The sequence below is a fragment of the Methanobacterium sp. genome (assembly GCA_016222945.1).
Lineage (GTDB): Archaea > Methanobacteriota > Methanobacteria > Methanobacteriales > Methanobacteriaceae > Methanobacterium_D.
This window is the reverse complement of the sequence record JACRPY010000006.1, coordinates 100102-122201: the sequence shown is the minus strand read 5'-3', so window position 1 is coordinate 122201 and position 22100 is coordinate 100102. Positions and strand designations below refer to the sequence as shown.

At 32.7% G+C, this 22100-nt stretch carries 24 protein-coding genes; 9 read left to right on the top strand and 15 right to left on the bottom strand.

Annotated elements, in window-relative coordinates:
• Positions 1–38: 38 nt before the first annotated feature.
• From HZC47_09570 to HZC47_09545, 6 genes are all read right to left on the bottom strand, one after another.
• On the bottom strand, positions 39–545 hold the full coding sequence (locus tag HZC47_09570) for a DUF308 domain-containing protein (GenBank protein MBI5681130.1): 507 nt from the start codon (positions 543–545) through the stop codon (positions 39–41).
• 210 nt (positions 546–755) lie between these two features.
• Positions 756–1508 (bottom strand): sugar phosphate isomerase/epimerase, encoded by a 753-nt coding sequence (locus HZC47_09565; GenBank protein MBI5681129.1) that lies wholly within the window; start codon positions 1506–1508, stop codon positions 756–758.
• A gap of 58 nt (positions 1509–1566) precedes the next feature.
• Positions 1567–3390: a Flp pilus assembly complex ATPase component TadA gene (tadA, locus tag HZC47_09560; GenBank protein ID MBI5681128.1), complete on the bottom strand. Its 1824-nt coding sequence runs from the start codon at positions 3388–3390 to the stop codon at positions 1567–1569.
• Positions 3391–3432: 42 nt separating this feature from the next.
• Positions 3433–3828 carry a phosphoribosyl-AMP cyclohydrolase gene (gene hisI / locus HZC47_09555; protein MBI5681127.1) on the bottom strand — a complete coding sequence of 132 codons (396 nt, stop codon included), beginning with the start codon at positions 3826–3828 and terminating at the stop codon, positions 3433–3435.
• 5 nt (positions 3829–3833) lie between these two features.
• Positions 3834–5126, bottom strand: coding sequence for a histidine--tRNA ligase (locus tag HZC47_09550; protein MBI5681126.1), 1293 nt, complete (start codon positions 5124–5126; stop codon positions 3834–3836).
• A 132-nt stretch (positions 5127–5258) separates the two neighbouring features.
• Positions 5259–5933 (bottom strand): RNA ligase partner protein, encoded by a 675-nt coding sequence (locus tag HZC47_09545; protein MBI5681125.1) that lies wholly within the window; start codon positions 5931–5933, stop codon positions 5259–5261.
• 236 nt (positions 5934–6169) lie between these two features.
• On the opposite strand from HZC47_09545, the gene aroE reads away from it, so the two are divergent.
• The 3 genes from aroE (at position 6170) to HZC47_09530 (ending at position 8504) form a co-directional block, all read left to right on the top strand.
• Complete coding sequence (gene aroE, locus HZC47_09540; GenBank protein MBI5681124.1) at positions 6170–7012, top strand: shikimate dehydrogenase; 843 nt, start codon at positions 6170–6172, stop codon at positions 7010–7012.
• Positions 7013–7177: 165 nt separating this feature from the next.
• Positions 7178–7528, top strand: a complete 351-nt coding sequence (locus tag HZC47_09535; protein MBI5681123.1) for a hypothetical protein — start codon at positions 7178–7180, stop codon at positions 7526–7528.
• 130 nt (positions 7529–7658) lie between these two features.
• Positions 7659–8504: a TatD family hydrolase gene (locus HZC47_09530; protein MBI5681122.1), complete on the top strand. Its 846-nt coding sequence runs from the start codon at positions 7659–7661 to the stop codon at positions 8502–8504.
• 42 nt (positions 8505–8546) lie between these two features.
• Here HZC47_09530 and HZC47_09525 read toward each other — a convergent pair whose 3' ends face one another.
• From HZC47_09525 to HZC47_09510, 4 genes are read right to left on the bottom strand one after another with little or no spacing between them, the layout of a single operon-like run.
• Positions 8547–9125, bottom strand: a complete 579-nt coding sequence (locus tag HZC47_09525) for a TIGR00267 family protein (GenBank protein MBI5681121.1) — start codon at positions 9123–9125, stop codon at positions 8547–8549.
• Between the two features lie 35 nt (positions 9126–9160).
• On the bottom strand, positions 9161–10372 hold the full coding sequence (hmgA, locus tag HZC47_09520; GenBank protein ID MBI5681120.1) for a hydroxymethylglutaryl-CoA reductase (NADPH): 1212 nt from the start codon (positions 10370–10372) through the stop codon (positions 9161–9163).
• 54 nt (positions 10373–10426) lie between these two features.
• Positions 10427–11287, bottom strand: coding sequence for a succinate--CoA ligase subunit alpha (gene sucD, locus HZC47_09515; protein ID MBI5681119.1), 861 nt, complete (start codon positions 11285–11287; stop codon positions 10427–10429).
• A gap of 3 nt (positions 11288–11290) precedes the next feature.
• A complete protein-coding gene (locus HZC47_09510) occupies positions 11291–12022 on the bottom strand; it encodes a hypothetical protein (protein ID MBI5681118.1) in 732 nt (243 codons plus the stop codon).
• Positions 12023–12253: 231 nt separating this feature from the next.
• Here HZC47_09510 and aroD point away from each other — a divergent pair, with 231 nt between their 5' ends.
• The 3 genes from aroD (at position 12254) to HZC47_09495 (ending at position 13826) form a co-directional block, all read left to right on the top strand.
• Entirely contained in the window at positions 12254–12925 is a 672-nt protein-coding gene (gene aroD, locus HZC47_09505; protein MBI5681117.1) for a type I 3-dehydroquinate dehydratase, read from the top strand.
• On the top strand, positions 12922–13572 hold the full coding sequence (locus HZC47_09500) for a S24/S26 family peptidase (protein ID MBI5681116.1): 651 nt from the start codon (positions 12922–12924) through the stop codon (positions 13570–13572). Before aroD ends, HZC47_09500 begins: the two co-directional genes overlap by 4 nt.
• 62 nt (positions 13573–13634) lie before the next feature.
• A complete protein-coding gene (locus HZC47_09495) occupies positions 13635–13826 on the top strand; it encodes a YwbE family protein (protein ID MBI5681115.1) in 192 nt (63 codons plus the stop codon).
• Positions 13827–13921: 95 nt separating this feature from the next.
• Here the strand turns inward: HZC47_09495 and HZC47_09490 are convergent, their stop codons facing one another.
• Both HZC47_09490 and HZC47_09485 read right to left on the bottom strand, forming a co-directional pair.
• Positions 13922–14530, bottom strand: coding sequence for a DedA family protein (locus tag HZC47_09490; protein MBI5681114.1), 609 nt, complete (start codon positions 14528–14530; stop codon positions 13922–13924).
• A 65-nt stretch (positions 14531–14595) separates the two neighbouring features.
• Complete coding sequence (locus tag HZC47_09485; protein MBI5681113.1) at positions 14596–15525, bottom strand: hypothetical protein; 930 nt, start codon at positions 15523–15525, stop codon at positions 14596–14598.
• Between the two features lie 229 nt (positions 15526–15754).
• Here HZC47_09485 and HZC47_09480 point away from each other — a divergent pair, with 229 nt between their 5' ends.
• Together HZC47_09480 and HZC47_09475 are read left to right on the top strand one after the other, a co-directional pair.
• Positions 15755–16234, top strand: a complete 480-nt coding sequence (locus HZC47_09480) for a hypothetical protein (protein MBI5681112.1) — start codon at positions 15755–15757, stop codon at positions 16232–16234.
• A 164-nt stretch (positions 16235–16398) separates the two neighbouring features.
• Positions 16399–17061 (top strand): ATPase, encoded by a 663-nt coding sequence (locus HZC47_09475; protein ID MBI5681111.1) that lies wholly within the window; start codon positions 16399–16401, stop codon positions 17059–17061.
• Positions 17062–17063: 2 nt separating this feature from the next.
• On the opposite strand, the gene HZC47_09470 is transcribed toward HZC47_09475, so the two are convergent.
• Complete coding sequence (locus tag HZC47_09470) at positions 17064–17825, bottom strand: winged helix-turn-helix transcriptional regulator (GenBank protein MBI5681110.1); 762 nt, start codon at positions 17823–17825, stop codon at positions 17064–17066.
• A gap of 356 nt (positions 17826–18181) precedes the next feature.
• Positions 18182–19726, bottom strand: coding sequence for an MFS transporter (locus tag HZC47_09465; protein MBI5681109.1), 1545 nt, complete (start codon positions 19724–19726; stop codon positions 18182–18184).
• A gap of 203 nt (positions 19727–19929) precedes the next feature.
• Here HZC47_09465 and HZC47_09460 point away from each other — a divergent pair, with 203 nt between their 5' ends.
• The gene (locus tag HZC47_09460; protein MBI5681108.1) at positions 19930–20982 is read left to right on the top strand and encodes a CPBP family intramembrane metalloprotease; all 1053 of its coding nucleotides are present in this window, start codon (positions 19930–19932) and stop codon (positions 20980–20982) included.
• Between the two features lie 268 nt (positions 20983–21250).
• Here the strand turns inward: HZC47_09460 and HZC47_09455 are convergent, their stop codons facing one another.
• Entirely contained in the window at positions 21251–22072 is an 822-nt protein-coding gene (locus tag HZC47_09455; GenBank protein ID MBI5681107.1) for a CPBP family intramembrane metalloprotease, read from the bottom strand.
• Positions 22073–22100: the final 28 nt, after the last annotated feature.

Genomic DNA, 22100 nt, shown 5'->3' with positions numbered 1-22100 from the left:
ATAACTAAATAAAATTATTAGGAGATAATTTTAGATTTTTATTCTTTATTTTCCCCGAACATATCCAAAAGTTCCATTATTCCTGCAATTATCAAGAAAGCACCAATTATTGCAGCTAAAAAGAAAGGATTTCCCATGTAAGTACCGATTATTATGTATATAACACCGAATATGATTCCTATAATACCAACAGCTTTTCCTTTAATTCCTTTACCTGAAAATATAGTTACTAATCCTACTAAAAATATAAAGAATCCTACAATATAAAGTGCTAAGAATGTGAAGAATTCAAATAGCTTTATATCCCCAACAAACACTATTCCAAACAGTATAGCAAAAATAGCCAGTATAAAGTCAGATATTCCTGCAGCTGGATTCTTCTCCCAGATAGTAATGCATTGAACAATTAGCCAGATTCCTACAAATATTAAACCAATTCCTGTAAGGACATTTAATGTTGAAACACTGATTAAAGGGAATGTTATAACAATCAATCCCAATATAACTGCCAGAATACCCACAAAAACATTTCTTTCATCCGCCATTAATAAACCCCCGTTAATTAAACAATATATCTTTAAATGTTAATTATCTTAATTAATATAAATAATTATCGTTTTTAAATGCGTAAATTAGACGAGATTAAAAATATAAATCAAATATAATTAATTAAAGATATTTAAAGGCTTAAAACATGATAATTGTAAATTACAGTTAGAATAAATTAGAATATATAACTTGAAAAATACATTTCATTAAATAATTAAATTTTTTATATAATCAAGGCTTTTTAAAATCTCATCTCGTTTTTTAACTTCTATTACACATACACCATCAAAATTAATGCCTTTTAACTCATTAAAAAGTGTTTTAAAGTCAATATTTTTGCTGCCTATTGCATCATGATTATCAAAGGAGCCGTCATTATCGCTTAGATGAATATGACCTATATTATCATATTTAAGCATTTCATGGATAGAATATCCCATATTATGTGCATGTCCAACATCAAGGGTTATTGATGAATCTATCTTCCCAGTTAATTCATGGAGCTCATCAAGGTCTTTGCAGATCATACATTCCATATCAGGCATGTTTTCAACACTCATCTTTAATCCAAGCTCTTCAGCATATTTTGAGCATTCATATAGTGATTTTAAAGCCATGTCCATTATTTGGGTTTTAAATTTCCGTGTTAAAAATGCCATTTGTCCAGGATGCACAACCACCACATCTGAACCAATTTTTGAAGCTAAATCCATTGATTCTTTCACTTCCCTAACTGAAGCTTTTCTTATGGTTTCATTTAAAGATGCAATATTTAAATCAGAAAGAGGCGCATGTACACTTGTTTTAAAATTATAAGAATTTACAAGCTTATAATCTACACATTCATATGGATATTCCTTTATTATTTCACAATATTCCACATTAATCTGTTCTAGATAATTCAATATTTCCTCAAAATTCATAGGAAATAATGCTAATGTTGAAACTCCTATTTTCATAATATCGCTTTATTGATTAGTTAATTTTTAAAAAAAAGAATTTAAATGAATAGATAGATTATTCATTCCTTATTCTTGCTTCAATGTTTATTCCATTTTTAAGGGCTTCTAATATTATGGTTGCAAGTTCTATATCTTTTTTAATTTTAATTGTTCCTTTTTTACCAACTGTAGCTGTAAATAAATATTCTTTATCCACTAAAATATCAAATGGTGTGCCAATAGCGTCTTTGCCAAAGTTTAAAACCACATAATTTCCTGCAATTTCAACATCAACTCCAAATTTTTCCCCGATTTGAGGGGCTTTAAATGGTTCAACACCTATGCTTATACCTATTCTTTTTTCAACTTCATCTATGGTTTTTCCTTTTTTACCAATTAATCGCGGGATGTGTTCTTCATCCATCCAAACTGTTGCACGTTTATCTGATTTCATTTCAACTTCAATATGGGCTTTAGGAACTGTTTTTTTGATTTCTTTTATTATTTCGCGCTCTGCAATCTTTTGGACAGGAGTTTTTTCATAAGAAGTTTCTCCAACTTCCATAACAATTGTCTGTTCACCATATGTGTAAATTTCATTTACAAGGTCTCCTGTGTCAAAATCTTTGATTTCTATGACTGGCCTTGCAAGATCCGCTTCTAACATTCCGCTTGGAACTTTTACTGTAAGAGAAACATCGTAGACTGCTGCAACATTCCCCTCATTAATGAATATGGTTGTATCAACAATTGAGGGAATTATTCCAAGCTCTACCCTTCCAATTACTCTTTGAATTGCATCTATTGGTCTTGTGGCGTGCACAACACCTATCATTCCCACTCCTGCAAGCCTCATGTCTGCAAATATCCTGAAATCCCTTGTTTTTCTTAATTCATCATAAATAGTGTAATCTGGACGGACTAAAAGCAGTATATCTGCTGTTTTTTCCATGCTACGTTCTAATGGTGCATACTGAGTTATTTCTGCTCCAACTTGAAGGTCTCTTGGAGATTCCATTGTTTTAACAACGGAATTTAAGTCTCTGCTGTAAAATTCTGCAATAGCTTGAGCAAATGTGGTTTTACCGGCTCCAGGAGGTCCTGCAATTAATACTCCCTTTGCTCTTTCCCTTAATCTTTCAATAAGTTTATCTGGAAGCCTGTAATTACTTAAAGATACTTTTGCAACTGGCCTCACTACAGTTATTTCAAATCCATCAGAAAATGGAGGTCTAGCAATGGATATCCTGTATTCTCTAAATTGAACAACAGTTGCGCCTTCCATTTCTATCTCAATAAAACTTTTAAAATCACTTTTTGTTCTTTCTACAATTTCTCGGGCCATACTTTCTATTTGATGATATTTAATGGGTTTAGAACCTATTTTAACAAGTTTAATGTTTCCAGGAGTTCCTTTCTTGGCCATTGGAATTACATCTTCCTTTAAATGGACAGACATTGTATTTTCATCAAAAAATTTAGTTAGTTCCAGGTCTTTATATTCCAGCATTTCAGGTTGCATATACATTACATCAAGTCCCTGTGCCTTTGCAACCTCTGTCTGGACTTTATCACTTGTTATTAATGTTGCTTCATTATCTTGAGCCGTATCTCTTATCATAGCATCTATTTCTCCGCCTCTTGCAAGAGATATCTGCTCTAGTGTTGGTCTTTTCCCAACATAAATTAAATCAATGGCACCTTCACTGTATAAATTCTGTAAGTTCTTTAATTCTTCTAAACCGTTGAATCCTGTTTCTCTTCCCCTGTTAGCCTGATTTTCTAATTCAGATACAACTGCTTCAGGGATTACAACTTCACAACCCTTAAATTCTTCTTTTTGAACTATTTTGGTTATTCTCCCATCTACAATTACGCTGGTATCTGGAACTATTCTCATTTATTTTCTCTCCTACTCCTTGAATTAATTAATTTTATTTATTTAGCTTTTATAAACTTCATCAGGGTTAAAAACCTTTTTTCCAACTACCTCTAACTTATTATTTTCCAGTTTCCTGAAAAAACATGATTCATACCCTTCATGGCAAGCGCCGCCTTTTTGGCTGATTTTTATAAGGACTGCATCTTCATCACAGTCAACATAAATTTCTTTAACATTTTGGAAGTTTCCGGAGCTTTCACCTTTAAGCCATAATTTTTGGCGTGACGTACTCCAATAATGGGCTTTTTTGGTTTCTACTGTTTTTTGGAAAGCTTCACGATTCATATAAGCCACCATAAGAACTTTATTGCTTTTATAATCTTGAGCTATGGCTATAATAAGGTCCTGATCCCCTATTTTATGCCTGAAATTTAAATTAGATTCTCCAATATCCATAATAATCATCCCTGGATCTTATCCATTAATTCTTGAGATAATCTGTCAAGATCGATTAATTCCTGATCTCCAGATTCCATATCCTTCAAAGCTACTTTTCCATCTGCAATATCCCTTGCACCAACCAAAACAACATATTTAACTCCTAAATTATCTGCATATGCTAAAACTTTTTTGATTTTTTTCCTTGCAAGGTCTACATCTGCCGAAATTCCGTTCCTTCTTAGATTTTGAGTTATTTTAAATGATTCTTTCCTCATATCATCTGAAAATGGGGCAACAAATACATCTACATTATTTTCAACTGGAATCACCACATCTTGCTTTTTAAGGGCTTCCATAACCCTGTCAAAGCCAAATGCAAATCCAGTGGATTCAACTTGCTCACCGCCAAATATTTCTATTAAATTATATGTTCCTCCACCACTTATTTGTTTTTGTGCTCCCAGCCCATGTACATAAATTTCAAATACAATTCCAGTGTAATAATCCAGTCCACGTGCTATTCCCATATTTACAATGTAATTAGAAAACCCAAATGCTTCAAGGTGGTTTAATAAGTTTTCAAGGTCATTTAATGCATTATAGGCCTCGTCACAATTTTTAATAATATTTTTAACTTCATCTATCACTTCATTATGTCCCTTAATTTCAATTAGCTGTAATAGAATTTCTTTAAGTGATGCAGAAGTTTCCATATTATTTAAAAACTTTTGAAGTTCCTCGACATCACCCTTATCTACTAAACCCATTATTTGTCCCTGTTCTTCCCCAGAAATGCCTGCGTCGTTTAATAGACTTCTGATGATGCCTAAGCTTCCGATATGGAATTCGTAATCTTTCAGGCCAATTTCGTCAAGGCAGTGTGCAGCCATAGTTATAACTTCTGCTTCAGCTTCTGGAGATTTCCCTCCAATTAGTTCACAGCCTAATTGCCAGAACTGCCTAAATCTACCTGCTTGAGGCCGTTCATACCTAAAACAACTCCCAAAATAGTACATTTTTATTGGTTTTACATGTTTTTGAAGTTCATTAAGATAAAGTCGTGCGACAGGAGCTGTAAGCTCAGGTCTAAGAGCTAAATCTCTTTTTTTCTTGTCTTTAAAGTGATATATTTCTTCTTTAATTGCTTCTCCTGATTTTTCAGTAAAAAGTGTTAAATCTTCAAATATTGGTGTTTTTATTTCACCATACCCATAATTTTCGAATACTTTTTTTAGTGTGTTTTCTACGTGTTTTCTCTGTTTCATTTCCTTAGATAGAAAATCGCGTGTTCCTCGGGGTCTTGATATTTCCATTTTAATCAGTCCAATCAGAATAAATTTTTTTATTTGTTATTAATTTGAAAATGACAGTTTTTCAATACTCATAAGTATTTATAAAATTTATTTAAAATAATTTGGGATTAATCTTTAAAAAAAGGTTGAGTTTTAAGGATTTTTCAACTCATAATACTTTAAATATTCATTTACCATCTTTGGAAATGATTTAGCACTTAAAAATCTTAGTCCAAGTCTTTCAGCCCAAACTTTTATTCCTTCATCAGCTGCTACAACCCCTGCACCTAATTCTTTGGCAAGAAGCAAAACATCCAGATCAGGAGCGCTGTCAAGAGTTCCTTTCCTTAAAGCTGCCCGATATTTTTTTCTAAAGTCTTTTATTGCATTTCCAACAATATTTAATTCAATATCTGACTTTTTTTCGCCTCTAGATAACATTACCATGGACTCTGCAGCAGACTCCCATATTGCATTCTCAGATATTCTCATGCCCTTGTTCATTCTTTCTCTCATGTCCTGCACATACTCATAGAATATTTCTGAGGGTATTTTAGTATCATATCTATTGGGAGATTTTTTTACAATCCATGTTTCAGCCTTTACCAGCACCTCTTCAGGACATTCATACCTTCCCAGATAATCTACAAGTTCTTTATAAGTAATTGGAGGCATGTGACAGCTCATATTAAGCTTTATTCTTGATTCTGCAATTAAATCTATTAAAAAATTAGCAGTATTTGTCAGTTGGCCTTCCCCAAATTCATCTCTAAGCTTATTATCTGTAAATGCAGTTGTATCCAAAACAAACCTCTGTTTTACAGGCATTATATCTCCCCTAACATTTTTAAGTGATTTAAAAAGTTTAAATCTGATTTAATCATGAGCTGAGCCTTATAAAGCTTATTACATTCTGAATATGCAATCAAAGATTTTGCACAAAGTCACTATTCAGTCATATTGATTTAATTATTTTATTTTTATTAATTTATTTCATTAATTACCATTAATCTTTAATTAATCAATAAATATAAAGTATTCTATAATTTAATTTAGATGATAGCATGATAACTGGTAAAACAAATGTTGTAGGAATAATAGGCAACCCTGTAGAACACAGTATGTCCCCCATAATGCATAATGCTGCTTTTAAATATTTAAACATGGATTATGTTTATATACCCTTTTTAGTGGATAAAAATAGGCTTAGTACTGCAATAATGGGTGCAAAGTCTTTAAATATAAAAGGACTTAATGTAACAATCCCACACAAAACAGATGTAATAAAATATTTAGATTCACTTGATACTGCAGCAGAACTTATTGGGGCAGTAAACACCATAAAATTCACTGGTGATCATGCAAAAGGTTATAATACAGATGGTATCGGTGCTGTAAATGCTATTGAAGAAATAAAAAGTGTTAAAAATAAAAAAATAGTCGTATTAGGTGCAGGCGGTGCAGCGCGGGCAGTTTCTTTCCAAATATTATTAAATGGTGCTGATAAGCTGGTGATTGCAAATAGAACTCCAGAAAATGCATTAGATCTTCAAAAAGATATTATTGAAAAGCTTGATGGAAATGTGGAATGTATTGGTCTTGGTAAAAAGCTTGAAAATCATCTTTTAAATGCAGATATTCTAATAAATACCACCCCTATTGGGATGTATCCTAATATTGATCAAGAGCCATTAGTTAAGTCCAATATGATGCATGAAAATCTGGTTGTAAATGATCTTGTTTATAATCCTCTTAAAACAGGATTATTAGTTGAGGCTCAAAAAGCTGGAGCAATACCATTATCTGGAATTAAAATGTTGATTTATCAGGGCATGGCATCATTTAAAATATGGACAGATATTAATCCTCCATTTGATGTTTTTAAAAAGGCATTAGATCAAATCTAATTTAAATATTGATATAAATTTTAAATAAAAATTAGTAATAGGATAAATTTATAGATCAATAATATATTTATTTTTTCTATTTATTATTCTTTCTATAAAATTTAAATAACAAATAATATATTTTTAGTCGTCAAAACAGTTACTATATTTAATGGATGTGAAGTAATGGATGATAAAACCAGAAATATAGGATTAATAGTTGTAATAATATTAATAATTGCCATTGTAGGTTATATTGTTTTTCAACCATCAACAGACATTAAATTAAACATGTCAAATGGGAGTTCTAATATTTCAGGCAATATGACTCAAAAGAGTAATAGTACTGCAAATGCTCAAGGAACAATATGTCCTGTTTGTAATGGTTCAGGTAAGGAGTTATGTGCACTCTGTAATGGAACAGGTAAAGATGGAAATAGTGTTTGTCAATCATGTAATGGCGTAGGTAAGTTTACATGTGAAGCATGCGGAGGCGATGGTCGCATCAATGCCAAAGATAAAGGATACTCCGGATAAGCCCTTAAAAAGTTTAAAACTATTAATTTCATTATTATTATTTTTCTTAATTTTATTTTGAATTAATTAAGTTCAGATTAAATATTTTAAACAATAGAATATTATCATAAATTTAATTTGAGGTAATTCAATGGAAAATATCATAATAACAGACAATCATATACATGTTGATCCTATTAATGGCGAAGGACCACTGGAGGTTGCAAAAAAATTCCGGAGAGCTGGCGGAAATGTGATGATCATTCCCAACAAGCCAACATGGACAGTGGGGAAATCATGCAGCTTCAAAGATGCAATGGAACTTGTTATTAAATATGTAAATGAAATAAATGAAAATACAGATGTACGTGCTTTTGCTGTTGTGGGTGCCCATCCAGCAGAACTTTCAAGACTCATAAAAGAAGGGATAAAACTTAAAAAAGCAGAACAAATGATGAAAGATGCATTTAAAACTGCGCAAATGTTAATTACAGAAGGCAAAGCCATTGGAATTGGTGAAATTGGACGGCCACATTATGAAGTTTCTCCTGAAGAGCTTCAAATACATAATAATCTTATTTTATATGCAATGGAACTTGCAGCAGATGCTGATTGTGCCATACAGCTCCACACAGAAAGTGCTGCTGAAGAACAATTTTTAGAATTTGCAGAAATAGCAGATAAAGCCGGTTTAGCCAGATATAAAGTTATAAAACATTTTTCGGGCCCATTAGTCAATAAAGAAGAGAACCATAGTTTAACACCCTCTTTAATTGCAACAAGAGATGTTGTTACCAAAGGTTTAAAAAAAGGAAATGGTTTTTTGATGGAAACAGATTATCTGGATATGAAAAGTCGTCCAGGTGCAGTTCTCGGTCCAAAAACAGTTCCAAGACGTACCAATGAACTTTTAAGGAATGAAACAATGACTGAAGATGATGCTTATAAAATCCATGTTGAAACTGTAAAAAAAGTGTATGGCATTGATATTGATTAAAAATAGAAATTTTAATTTTTAAAGTTCATTTTTAACTTTATTTTAATGACTTCCCCCAATTAAGAAAGATATAACACTGATAAGTACACCTATAGCTACAATTTCAATGCTTGTTTTTATCAGACTTTCTCGGGAGACTTTACCCAGATATATTCCCAGCATAATTAATGCAATAAAACAGGCAACTAATGTAGTTATTAAAGCTGTTAATCTATCTGCAATTAATAAAAATGGAACTACTGGCACAAATGAACCTATGAAACTTGAAAACCCATGGGTAAACATGCTCATGTATATTCTTCTTTTGGCTTGTTTATGAATGAGAGTGTCATCAAGTTCCCCTTCACTCAGCATCATTTTTTCTTCAAGTTCTCTGAGTGTTCGTGATTCTTCTGCACGTTCACCGATAAATGAGCCAAATGCATTGGACATTGCCAGAGCTATTCCTCCGCTTAATCCTGTAAGTCCTATGACATAATTTGAGATATCTGCACCGCTTGCAGCAGCTACACCGCTTGCAGCGAGGGTTACACCCATAACTGCCAGTATTCCGTCTAAAGTACCCAGTGCAACATATCTGCTCATTTTAAGGTATTCTTCAATGAATTCTCTTATATTCATTTCTTATTTTTCTCCATAAAACATTAAAAATAAACTTAAGCTCTTCCCAAATCTTTATGCGCCCTTGCAAGATGCCCTGCAGCCAAAGCACCCATCAATGAAAGCTCCCCAGCAAGAACTGTTCCTGCAACGATTTCAGCAAACTTTTTAACCTTTCCATTTCCATAACAATCCATTATTTCCAGGCATTCACGAGCTGTTTCAAGGCTTGTTCCACCGCCAAAAGTAGCTAACGGCACGTCAGGTAGTGTAACTGCAAAATAAAGGTCTCCATTTTCTTCAACCATGGCAGTGGTTATGCCTAAACTTCCTTCAACTATATGAGCTTCATCCTGTCCCGTTGCTAAAAATATGGCACCTATCATGTTTGCATATTGTGCATTGAATCCCATACTTCCTGAAATTGCAGAACCAATTAGGTTTTTAGCCGTGTTAACTTCAACTATGGATTCTGGAGTTGTTTTAAGTTTGTTTTTAACTATATCCTTTGGAACAACTAATTCTGCAGTGATACTCTTTCCTCTTCCTTCAATGAAGTTCAATGAGGATGGTTTTTTATCAACACATACGTTTCCACTTAATGCAACAACGTGAACACCAGTTTTAGTGTTTAAAAGGTTTAAAGCAGTTTCAGTGGCTATTGTGACCATGTTCATTCCCATACTGTCTCCAGTGGTGAAAACAAATCTTGGGTAAATGTATTTTCCAATTACCATGATTGGATCTATTTTTATAAGTTTTCCATGTCTTGTGGTGGTTTCTGCTGCTTCTTTAAGTTCCTGGAAGTTATTATTGATCCATGATTTGATTTGAATCGCATCAGTTACTGATTTAGCTTTTAAAACCGGAGCTCGGGTCATTTTATCGTCAAGTATTTTAGTTGTGACTCCTCCAGATGCAGATATAACTGAAAATCCTCTGTTTATAGATGCTAAAAGTGCTCCTTCTGATGTTGCAAGAGGAACATAGAATTTTCCGTTTGCATGGTCTCCATTGACTTTTAAGGGACCTGCAATACCTAATGGTATTTGTATTACACCTATAGGATTTTCAATGTTCTTTTTAGAGGCTAATTCCATGTTAATAGAGTAATTGGATATGTTTTTAAGCTCTGTGTTGCTGATTTCTTCTGCAAACTTTCTTCTAATTGTTAGGGCTTCATCAATGTTTTCAGCGTATTTTTCAATTTCATGAAGTTTAATATCGCCATTTATTAGTTTATCAATTATTTCTCTTTCATTTACCATAATTCTCACGATTATGCTTTTTATTTTAAAAATTAATGATTTCTGTAAATATCGTTATATTTTGTTTTTTATGATATCCACAATTTCAGAGGGCCTGCTTGCTACATTTACACCTGCATCTTTAAGTGCATTCATTTTACTTTTTGCAGTTCCGCTTTCTCCTTCAATTATTGCCCCTGCATGTCCCATTCGTTTGCCGGGAGGTGCGGTGACCCCTGCAATGTAGGATATAACTGGTTTTGATATATTTTTAGATATGAATTCTGCAGCTTTTTCTTCTGCATTTCCACCAATTTCACCGATCATTACTATTGCATCAGTTCCATCATCATCTTCAAACCTTGAAAGCACATCTGCATAATCTAATCCCACAACGGGATCGCCCCCAATACCTAAACATGTGCTTTGACCCATTCCTGCTTTTGTTATTTGATATGCAACTTCATAGGTGAGTGTTCCACTTCTTGACACGATTCCAATGTTTCCTTCATCAAATATGTGCGTAGGCATTATACCCAGCTTTCCAACACCTGGAGAAATTATTCCTGGCGTATTTGGGCCTATTACTGTTGTATTATGTCTTTTTGCATATTCTACTATTTCCATGGAGTCATGGACCGGAATATGTTCTGTGATTATGATTACAAGTTCGAGCTGTGATATTGCTTCAAATGCCGCATCCTTTGCAAATGGTGCCGGGATAAAAATTATTGATGCATTGATATCTAATTCTTCTTTAGCTTCTTCTACAGAGTTATAAACATTTAAAGAGCCGAATTTCTGCCCTCCTTTTCCTGGAGAAGTTCCTGCAACTATTTTTGTGTTATAATTGAGCATTTGCTCTGTGTGGAAAGATCCCTGCTTTCCTGTTATTCCCTGCACTATGCATCTTGTATTATGGTTAAGAAGTATCATATTTTACATTTCTCCTAAAATTCTCATCCTTTCTGATAAAGGCACGGCTAAATCCATTACATTTCCATTCATATAAGCAGTAACAGACATTATAATCCCTCGAGGGATTACAAAAGACGGTGTTCCTCTTTTAACAAGATGAACATGCTGATCACCAATTGCAGCACCCACCATAGCTCCTGCAACAATTCCAATGCTCTCAATGTTATCAACTGTTGCTACAACTACAGGGTCATCGGTTTGGTTTGAAACGTAACCTACACCAGGTATTTTGAGGGTTCCATTAACTCCGCCCCCTCCAATATCATTAACATCATCCATACCTTTTGCAGCTTTCATTACTGAATCTGCCACTTTACCAACGATTTCTTCGCCACCATATGTGTCAAATGCCACTATTATTGCATCAGGATATCTATCCTGCCTTATTTTGGCTTCTGCATAAGAGATACCTTCTCCTGCATCGTTAGGATTATCTGAGATTCCTTCAATATCTCCCAGATTTTCTGCATTTTTCCTTAGTATATTTATTATTCCAGAATTTACAGATTCAAGCTTATCATCAGGTACAAATGCACCTATAACTATGTCATCTCCAGTTATATTGGTTAAAGCTGCACTGTGAGCCCCAATATCTATTAATTGAGGAATATCATTTTCTATATTTGTGATAAGGGAATGGCTGCATGAAACATCATTTATTGATATATCTGCGCCAATAGCAGTTACTTTCAAGTGATCACCTTTAATAATATTTAATGTAATTCTCTACAAGCTATATTTCAATTAACTACTTTTTATATATTTGCGAATACATTCTGTCAATCAGTGATAAAGACTTAAATAATAATAGGAAAATAAAGTTAACTTCCAAAAATACATGAAATTATTAACATGTTCTCTCATATTATATTCATAATTAAAGCCATGATAATTAAAAAATATAAACTAAACAGGTAGTATTTGATGTTTAAAAAACCGATGATTTGCGCCCCCATAATTGAAAAGGAATCAGAATCTGTATTAAAATCTGCAAAAAAAGCCATCAGTTTAGGTGCAGATATATTGGAGTTTAGGATAGATGCAATTGAAAATCCAGATATAGATGAGATTACGCAGTTGATTAAAGAAATAAATTATCCTTTAATTGCTACAAATAGAATACCAAATGAAGGCGGGTTTTTTAAGGGTTCTGAAGAAGATAGAACTTCTATTTTAAAAGAAGCTGCTAAATATGCAGATATAGTGGACATAGAACTATGTACAGATGAAGATTTGAGATCGAAAGTTATAAAAGCTTCAAAATCCACAATAATATCATACCATGATTTCAAAAAAACTCCTTCATTTAAAGAGATTTTGGGCGTGGTGGAAAAAGAAAAAGAAATTGGGGATATAGCAAAATTTGCTGTAATGCCTCACAATAAAAAAGACACTTTAACCGTCCTTAAGGTACTATCTGAAGTTCAAAACACAATTGGAATTGCTATGGGAGATATTGGTAGATACACACGTATTGTGGCTCCAATTTTTGGATCTCCTATCACTTTTGCATCTATTGACACAGAATCAGCGCCGGGACAATTAGATATTATTACAACAAAAAATATTTTAAGGAATTTAGCGGTGATAGATTGAAATCAAAATCCGGGTTAATAATAGGAATACTTATAATAGGAGTTATAGCAGCGTCTGTATTTTATTCAACTTACGAAGCTAACAGTTTAGGCGTTAACATTAAAACTAACGGCACAATAGATACCACAACAGTTTCATTTACGTCATCTCCATTTAACAGCCCATCGGCACAGATGGAAGGTGAAGTAAAGAACAAAATTCTGGAAGATATAGACAATTACAATAGTACCGTAGATAGTATAAAGAGTGATATTAACACAATTGCAAGAAAGTATAATTACACCACAAAGGTTACTCTTGAGTCTCAATTTGGAGCTGATCAGTTATCCATGCCTGCTTCAGTAAGTGGAACTTCCATGGTACCAACACTTCAAGATGGGCAGAACATAATGGTTCTTAAAACAAAAGACTTTAAGGTTGACGATATTGTAGTAGCATACCACCCCCAATACAATCTAATTGTAAAAAGACTAAAAAAAATTGAAGGGGACAGAGTATACTTGATGAGTGATAACAGAAAAGTGGAAACTTATACCACTCAAAAAAATCTTGGAAACGGAGTGGTAGAAATTGATACCATTAAAAAAACTCCATTAGACACATGGCTTCCTAAACAAAACGTTATTGGTGTAGTAAAAGTCTATTAAAAAAGGGATTCTTCTAAATCCTTATTATTTTTATTTATTTTTGAATAAGATTGGTGAATTTAATGAATGGACAAAATAGAAAAGATATATCTCCTGGAAAAGAAGTTTATATTGTTTTAAAAAGGGATCAGCGTACTGGGGAAAAAACTCGAGGAGTAGTTAAAGATATACTTACAAAATCGTCTTTTCATCCCCATGGAATAAAAGTAAGGCTAAAAGATGGACAAATAGGCCGTGTACAGTCTGTAATATAATAAATAAGTGATATACTTCGAATTTTCCATCAATATATGTTTAATTGATAAAATTAAAAAAAAATAAAGAATTAAAGATTTTAAATCTTTTTTGATTAGTCACTGTTTCTGTAGTGGTATATAATGTAAATTATAACTGCTACAATTCCTATTCCTACAAATACATCCAATATATGGAAATAATTTCTTATAACATCCCAATGAGGGCCAAGCATAACTCCTATATAACCCAACATGAAACACCACGGTAAACAACCTATAACTGTGTATACCGTAAATTTTTTAAAGTTCATTTCGGCTATTCCTGCAGGAAGAGATATAAATGTCCTGACAATTGGTAACATTCTGCTTATTAAAACAGCTTCATGACCATATTTTTCAAACCAGTTGTGGGCTATATCCAGTTTTCTTTGGCTTATAAGGACATATTTACCATATTTTTCTAAAAATGGTTTTCCTCCCTTTAAACCAACAAAGTATGCGATCCATGATCCAACAAGGTTCCCTAATACTCCTGCAATAGTTATGCCCCATAGAGTCATCTTCCCTTCAGAAACTGCAAATCCTGCAAATGGCATTATTACTTCGCTTGGCAATGGAATACATGCGCTTTCTATGAGCATCCCTATGAAAACTCCCCAATATCCTAAATATTCGATTAGATTAATTGCAATTTGACTTACATAATCAAGTATACTTATCATTACATAACTCCTAAAAAAAGTTTTTTTTATTTAGTATAATATTGAAGAATAAAAGCTTTGTGTAATTATTCAAACTTTTTAAATTCCCTTGGATTAAATCCCATATTTAAAAGTTTAGTGCTATCGTCAGTGCTAAGACTCTTTTTACTAGTTGGAGGTATAGGGCTCCCTTTTTTGGCAAATATTACTCCCTTTTTTTTATTGGCAGCTAAAAACTTTCCCACATCCCCATTTACAATTATATGCCCTTTAATCATATCTATACCTGTAAAATCATCACAATTTCCATCTATAACAACATTTCCCCCATTTAAAAGAGCTCCTGTGTTTTTTCCGGCATTTCCATTGACTTTTACAGTTCCATTTCTCATTAGTATCCCCGTACTTAAATCAACATTTCCATTTACAACTATTTCTGCATCTTTATCCATTCTTGAGCCTACAGTATCTCTTACAATGCCATCATTTATTAAAATCCCGTTATTTATTATTTCACTTCCAATGAGCTTATTTCCATTTAGGCCGTTGGTTACAATATCTGTAATTGACTTAAATTTTCTGTAATTTTTCATATCTGATTTAACTTCAACTAAATTCCCGATTGGAGCTTTAATATTTCCTTTAACATAAATACTACCTTTAATCATGCTTATTCCCATTCTAGTATCTACATCGCCGTTTATAATGACATCACCGACTTCAATTTCACTCCCAGTTCCACCGAAATATTTTAAATCAACTCCCATGCTCGAACAAAGTCTATGGCCAACATTTCCATTTATTTTAACATTTCCTCCATTATTTAGGTGATTTACCAAATCAGAAAAAGTATGTTGGTTATAGGGAATTTTCCATTCAGGAGCAAGCTTTTCTCCTTTATGTTGCCAGAAAAAATTGTAGGTAAAGTCACAAAGACAATCTACTGGTTGTTTTAAGTCTATCTCCAATATTTTCCTTTCTTTTTCCTTTGATTTCCTGCCAAACAGTTTAAGCATTATAATCACGTGATTAAGTTTCTCCTTACATACTTAAAAATTCTTTGATTTCAGTTTAAGAGTTCATAAATACCATTGGCTCTAAAAATCACCAGATACTAATAAGATAGATTAGATAATTGTGAAATTATTCACATTACACTGTCCTTATGATTAAGTCTTTGTGAATAGCAAAAATACCAATATCATAGCTATACAAAAAATATTATTGAAAGGGGAGGCTTAATTAATGGAGATGAAATATATTATAGGAATAATAGTGGCTCTTGTTCTTGTTGGAGGAGTTGTAGGATGTAATTACGTGATTAATAACCCTGGAAAAGCTCCTGAAACAGTACAAGCACCTACAACCACAGAAAGTGCAGTAACCACTACGAATGTTACAAATTCTGTGTCAAACGATACTCCAAAAGCTGAAGCAACAACCAAGACTGTAAAACAGACTTGTACAAAATGTAGCGGTAAAGGATACTTTACATGTAGTGCTTGCAGTGGTAGCGGATATAAAATAGTTAAATGTCAAGATTGCGGTGGTGATGGAGATAAACCTCCTGTTGAAGGCATGGTAACAATTTTATGCCATCCGTGTCCAACATGCGGTGCAACAGGAAATATTAAATCAGCATGTGCCTCTTGCGGCGGTGATGGTAAAGTTTTATGCAGTTTCTGCAGTGGAAAAGGCTATAAAATGGTTACAGTTACACCTTAAGTAATTTAAACCATTTTAATTATTTTTTTATTTTATTAAGCCAATTATTATGTTAATTAACCGTTTTTCATTTTAATAGTCAAATTAATTAACATTGAAAATTAAAAATAATTTTTAATAAACAATTATTTACTAAAGCAGGCTTTTTGAAACTAGTGATTTAAATGAAAAGAGATCTTGTTAGATTTTTACAAAAAATTGGTGTAGACACACGATTTGTAAGTATTGGCCCTAATAAAGTTTTTATTAATAATTTAAAATTTTCAAGGTTTTCAAGAAAGAAAGAAGAAGTATTTAAAAAGAATTTTCCTGAAATTGAAGTTATAAGATCCACCATTTTCCAAAAAATTTGCATTAGAGCTTCAAGAAATCTTGCACACTGTATTTCTCCTAAAGACAAAATATTTGCAATTAAAGGAGATGATCCCAATAATTTCACGCTTTCTATGATTTTAGAGCCATATAAAAGAAAATATGGCATTGAAATTCTTTCTGGAGATGATATCAGTGAAACTAATGACTTAGATATTGATTCAATTGCGTTGCCGGTTACATTGGATGATGAGGCTCGAAATATTTTAAATTTAATTTTAAATGGCCAAAAAATAAAATTATTAAGTGCTGCTGAAGAATATAATGGTAATAAATTGATTTACCCACTAATAAATCTGCCCGAATCCTGGATATACTCTTGGACTGATGATAACACAGAAAAGGAATTTAAACAAGAATATAATTCTTCTGAAGAGTTATTAAACTTTTTAGAAACAATAATTCCAGATGTTAGGGAAAATTTATATAAATCGGCTTTATTTTTAGATAAATAATATTAATCTGTTTTTTGCCCTGAAAGAACGTTTACTTCGCTAAGCATTACAAGAAGCTTGTATCCTTTTTCTGTTAGCATGTAATCACCTCTTTCATGGCGTTGAAGAATCATGTCTCCATCAAGGAGTTTTTGAAGATGAAAAAGTAAGTTTCCGCCCTTTAGCCCTGTAAGTTCTGATAGTGAGGAGAATGTTTTTGTATCATTAGCCATTGATTTAAGAATTTGAAGCCTCTGTCTGTTGGATAACGGCTCAAGAACATGTTTAACAAGAGTTTCTTCACAAATTGTAGATATATCCTGCTTTTTTTCTTGGTTTGTGCTGTAAATACAAAGTGAACGCATTAAATTTACTTGTTTTTCAAAAAGAACTGAAATTTCATTAAAACATGTTTTACACTTTTCAAAAGGCGCTTCACTTTTAATTTTATTTAATTCTGCTTGATTTTCAATTATGGCCTCTTCAGGTATATTATCCTGATTTATTAGGCTGGCATTTTTCTGTAAAAATGTTTTAAATATCACTTTACATTCATTTTTCAGTTCACATTCAATAATCATCCCTTTTTCAAGGGTATTTTCAATATCATGATTTAGATATCCTGTAAGTGCAGTAATAAATTCTTTTTTTGAGTTTGAAAGAAGTAAATCGATGTATTGCTGATTAGTGTTTTCCATGAGATTTTTAATATCCTTTTGAATATTTCCTAATCTTTCTTTGATCTCTGTAATCTCTTTCTTGTAATCTTCATTCTCATTTAACATTAAGATATATTATTTAATTTTTTGATAATAAAGGTTTCCATCAAGACCTACAAAGTTAGTTTAATACATCAATCCAGTATATTCTTATAACCATTAAGTATATATTTATAGTTAGACAATGTTAATTTGAGGTTGAGAAAACAAATGTTTTCGAACCCAAAATCAAAGATTTTGAGGTGAAAAAATGCAAGTACAATTTGACTTACAGCACTTCTGTTGCGGTCCTAAAGGTTGCCAAATTGAAGTAGAATATGGCGAAATGATGGACGCAGAATAAATGCAATTAAAACTTATAAATTTATAAATACCTTCTATTTTTTTCTTTTTTATAATTTAATAATAAAATAATTATCTTATTAATATTTTACAGAGCTTCTAGTCCTTAGCCATAATAACAATGACGATATTAACCCTAAAAAGAAGACAAACGCAATACTATAAAATGTGATGGAAGTAGATTTGCGTATTGTTCCATCAACTATGCGCCCAGCAACTATATTATCAGGATCTCTAGTTGTTTTTAAAACAGAAAGAGATGTTTTATTAATCTGATCATACCATGTAGGTAGATTATCGTTAATTTCCTGAGTAGAATATTTTCCGGGGAATTGATCCTGTATTGAAGTTTGTAAACCCCAAAAAACTCCCAATATTAATATAACTCCTATTAAAGCCGTGCCCATACTACTTCCAAGAGTATTTGAAACATTAGCTACACCCGAAGCGTCAGACTCTTTTCTCTCACCAGCAGAACTCATTATTAAATTTGTACCTAATGGAATAACCAAACCTAAACCAAACATAATTAAGGTCATTCCAGGTATAATATCCCATAATGTACTTTCAAGGTTTAAAGTGTTACTTAGAATAAAACAACCCACAATAGCCAGTGCGAATCCTATACTGATAACCTTAATGGGTTTAATAATCTTTGTAATTCGTGATACAGTTAAAGACGCAATTAAAAGACCAGTAACTGGAATAAAAAGTGCCAAACCTGCAGTAAATGCAGTTCCGTCCATAACTGTCAAAATAAATACTGGAATAACAAAACTTATTCCTGCAGATCCCAAGCTATCAACTATTTTGATAAAACTTCCTAACTTGAATTCAAGATTCTTAAAGAGGTTTATATTAAGCAAGGGATTTAACCCTTGGTTGATCCTCTTTTTTTGCCACCAATAAAAGGTTACCAAAATAATTATCGCCGCAATTATTGTAAACCCTGCTATATCCCATCGCTTTAAATTATTTAGTTCTAATATTCCTAGAACAAGTAAAAATATTCCCAAAACCGACAGTACTGCACCCCAAACATCCAATTCTTCCCATTTGAGTATTGGATCTATTTTTATAAGTTTCCTAGAATATAATAACATGAAAATTATTATTATGATTTCCATTGCAAATCCATAGCGCCAACTGTACCATGTGGTGATAAAACCTCCTAATATGGGTCCCACAAATCCTGCAATCGACACAACAGCCGACCAGATTCCAAAAGCAAATGTTCTATCCTCATCGTGGTAAGTGGCAGTTAAAAACGCTACAGTAGCCGGTATCATCATTGCTGCCCCAATACCCTCCAAAAGAGACCATCCTACAAGAAGCATGATACCATTAACGCTTAAAGTGGAAATTAAAGCCCCAATTCCATAAATAACAGCCCCAAGAATGAACGTTTCCTTTCGACCAAGAATATCCTGTAATTTAGCTCCCGGAAGTATGAGACACGCCATAGTAAGGGAATAAATACTTATCATTGCCTGCACAAAGGGAAGAGTAGTGTCTAAATCCTGAATAAGGTTCTGGATGGACACATTCATGAAAGTAGCATCAAAACATGTTATAAATGTCGCTAACGACATTATAATTAATGTGAACCAACCCCCTCTTCTCACAGTACTCCTCTCCAGTCGAAAAAAAATATTTCTAACAATAAATTATCGGGTCATCAAATATACTTTTCCCAAGTCTAATTAAGTTGAGAATGAATAATTACTTCAAAGAACATTTATCGATGCTACCGTAACCATTTAGTTAAATTAATATCAAGTTGGAGATATAATGTTATGATAGAAAGACATTGATGGGGGAATATTTCTTGAATAAGGCAATTTTAGAAAGTAGACAGCTTAAAAAAGAATTGCTAATATTTTTAATCATAACTTTCGCAGCAACTTATTTGCTGGATCTTATTGTTTATATGATTTATGGTGTAAAAACAGCATCAAATGCCAGCATATGGGGAATTACAGGCATTGCACATATGCTTTTCCCTGCTACCGCAGCCATAATTTGTATGGTTTATTTTAAGTCCCTTGCCCTAAGTCGGGAAACAAAGATTATATTTGCTTTCTTTTTGATTTATACTGGTTTATTTTTCTTTGAAGGTTATTTCTATAAAATAATGAGTACTACCAGTTTTTTACCCCTAGAATTACCCCTTGTTTCATCTATTGTTGCAGTTTTGGGAATATTAACTGTGATTATACTAAACATAAAAAAGAAATGGAGAAAAGAACTTGAACCCTCAAAATTATTCATTGGAAGAAATCTTAAATATTATGCCATTATACCACTGATTTTTTTATTTATACTTATTTTAAGTTATATTTTAAACTATATCACTGGATTAGGCATTCCTGGAAAGGAATTTAACTTAAATTTATTCTTTACAACATTTATAGGCCTGTTGATTACAGGTGCCTTATTATTGTGGCCAGCAGTTTTTGGAGAGGAATATGGATGGAGAGTATACCTACAAGACAGACTATTCCCACTATTAGGAGGCTATAAAGGTGTCTTAACACTTGGTATTATATGGGGAGTGTGGCACAGTGGAACCATTTTACTTGGAAATAATTATCCCGGACAACCTATTCTAGGGAATGTAGCAATGATATCATCTACCATTGTAATGGGTATTATTTTCAGTTATGCTGTTTTAAAGACTGGAAGCGTTTGGGTAGCAGTATTATTACACTTAATTACTGATATGACACAAACACCATCCGAATTATATCTTGCAACCTCAATTGATCCAGTATTATCCTTTGGATCAGGAATTTATGGCTCTGCACTTATGGCAGTAGTTGCACTGATTTTATTAAGGTCTAAAGTATGGAAAATTGATGAAATATCTAAAAGTAAATAAAAAATATAACTAAAACTATTTTCAAGGTTCATGGCCAGTCCACACCCTACTTGCTCAATAAAAGAAAATTAATCACTAATCATTCAATTATTTAAGAATGTGAGGAATATAGCCAAATATACCAAGAAAATTCCAACATTGAAAGCTAAACGCTTCCTGAAATCATTCTTAAGGTACAGGAAATCTACGCTAACAATAATGGCAATGAAAACAACTAAAGATAAAATTTTAATCCATGTGTCAACCATTTTTAGCAATCCCTCTGTATTTAATTCATATCTTCAGACTTCCTGATTCTTAAATCTGGTAATTTATCTCTAAACATCCAGAATATCAATGCTATTATGATTGTTACAATTAACATAATTAATCCAGTTTCACCTACTAACCAGAGGGATAGATTTCCACCAGCTAAAGGACCGAAAACTGATTGATTAAATAAGTTTTCGCTTGCATGTAACAGTACTGCAGGCCATAGACTTCTGGATTTTATGGTTAACCAGGCAAATACAAAGCTTATTGCTACTGCACTAGCAAAAAATATGGGTAGAGACCACCATAGAGGAGTGCCGCTGTTGTAGGTGGAAAACATCATCAATGGGAAATGCCATAGTGCCCATATTACTCCACTAATAACCGCAACCCATGTGAAAGTAGTTAATTTGGCGAGTTTAGGTACTAAAAATCCTCTCCAACCGATCTCTTCTCCTAATGCAGATATAATGCCGTTGATGGTGCCTATGGCCACAAAAATTATGATATTACTGTGTAAATTCCCAGTATAGGTGCCCAGACCAAAGAGCCAGAATATACCATAAGTGATAATACAAAAAATAATAGGCAGAATATAAGCTAAGATCAGATATTTAACTTTCCCTGGCCCCCATCCAAATCCCCTAATACTTCTAAAAAATATCAAAGATGTGATTAGAGCTGAAAAAGCAGGCATCCACATTAATAGAAAAACATTGAGGCCTCCAAATCCATTGGCTATAATTAAATAATAGAAAATAGTGCTTAAGGCAAAAGTAAGTAGCACAAAACAAATAATAGATTTTTTAATAGTGGAAATATTTTCATTCTCTTTCATATTCTTTAATTTATATTTTTTTAAATAT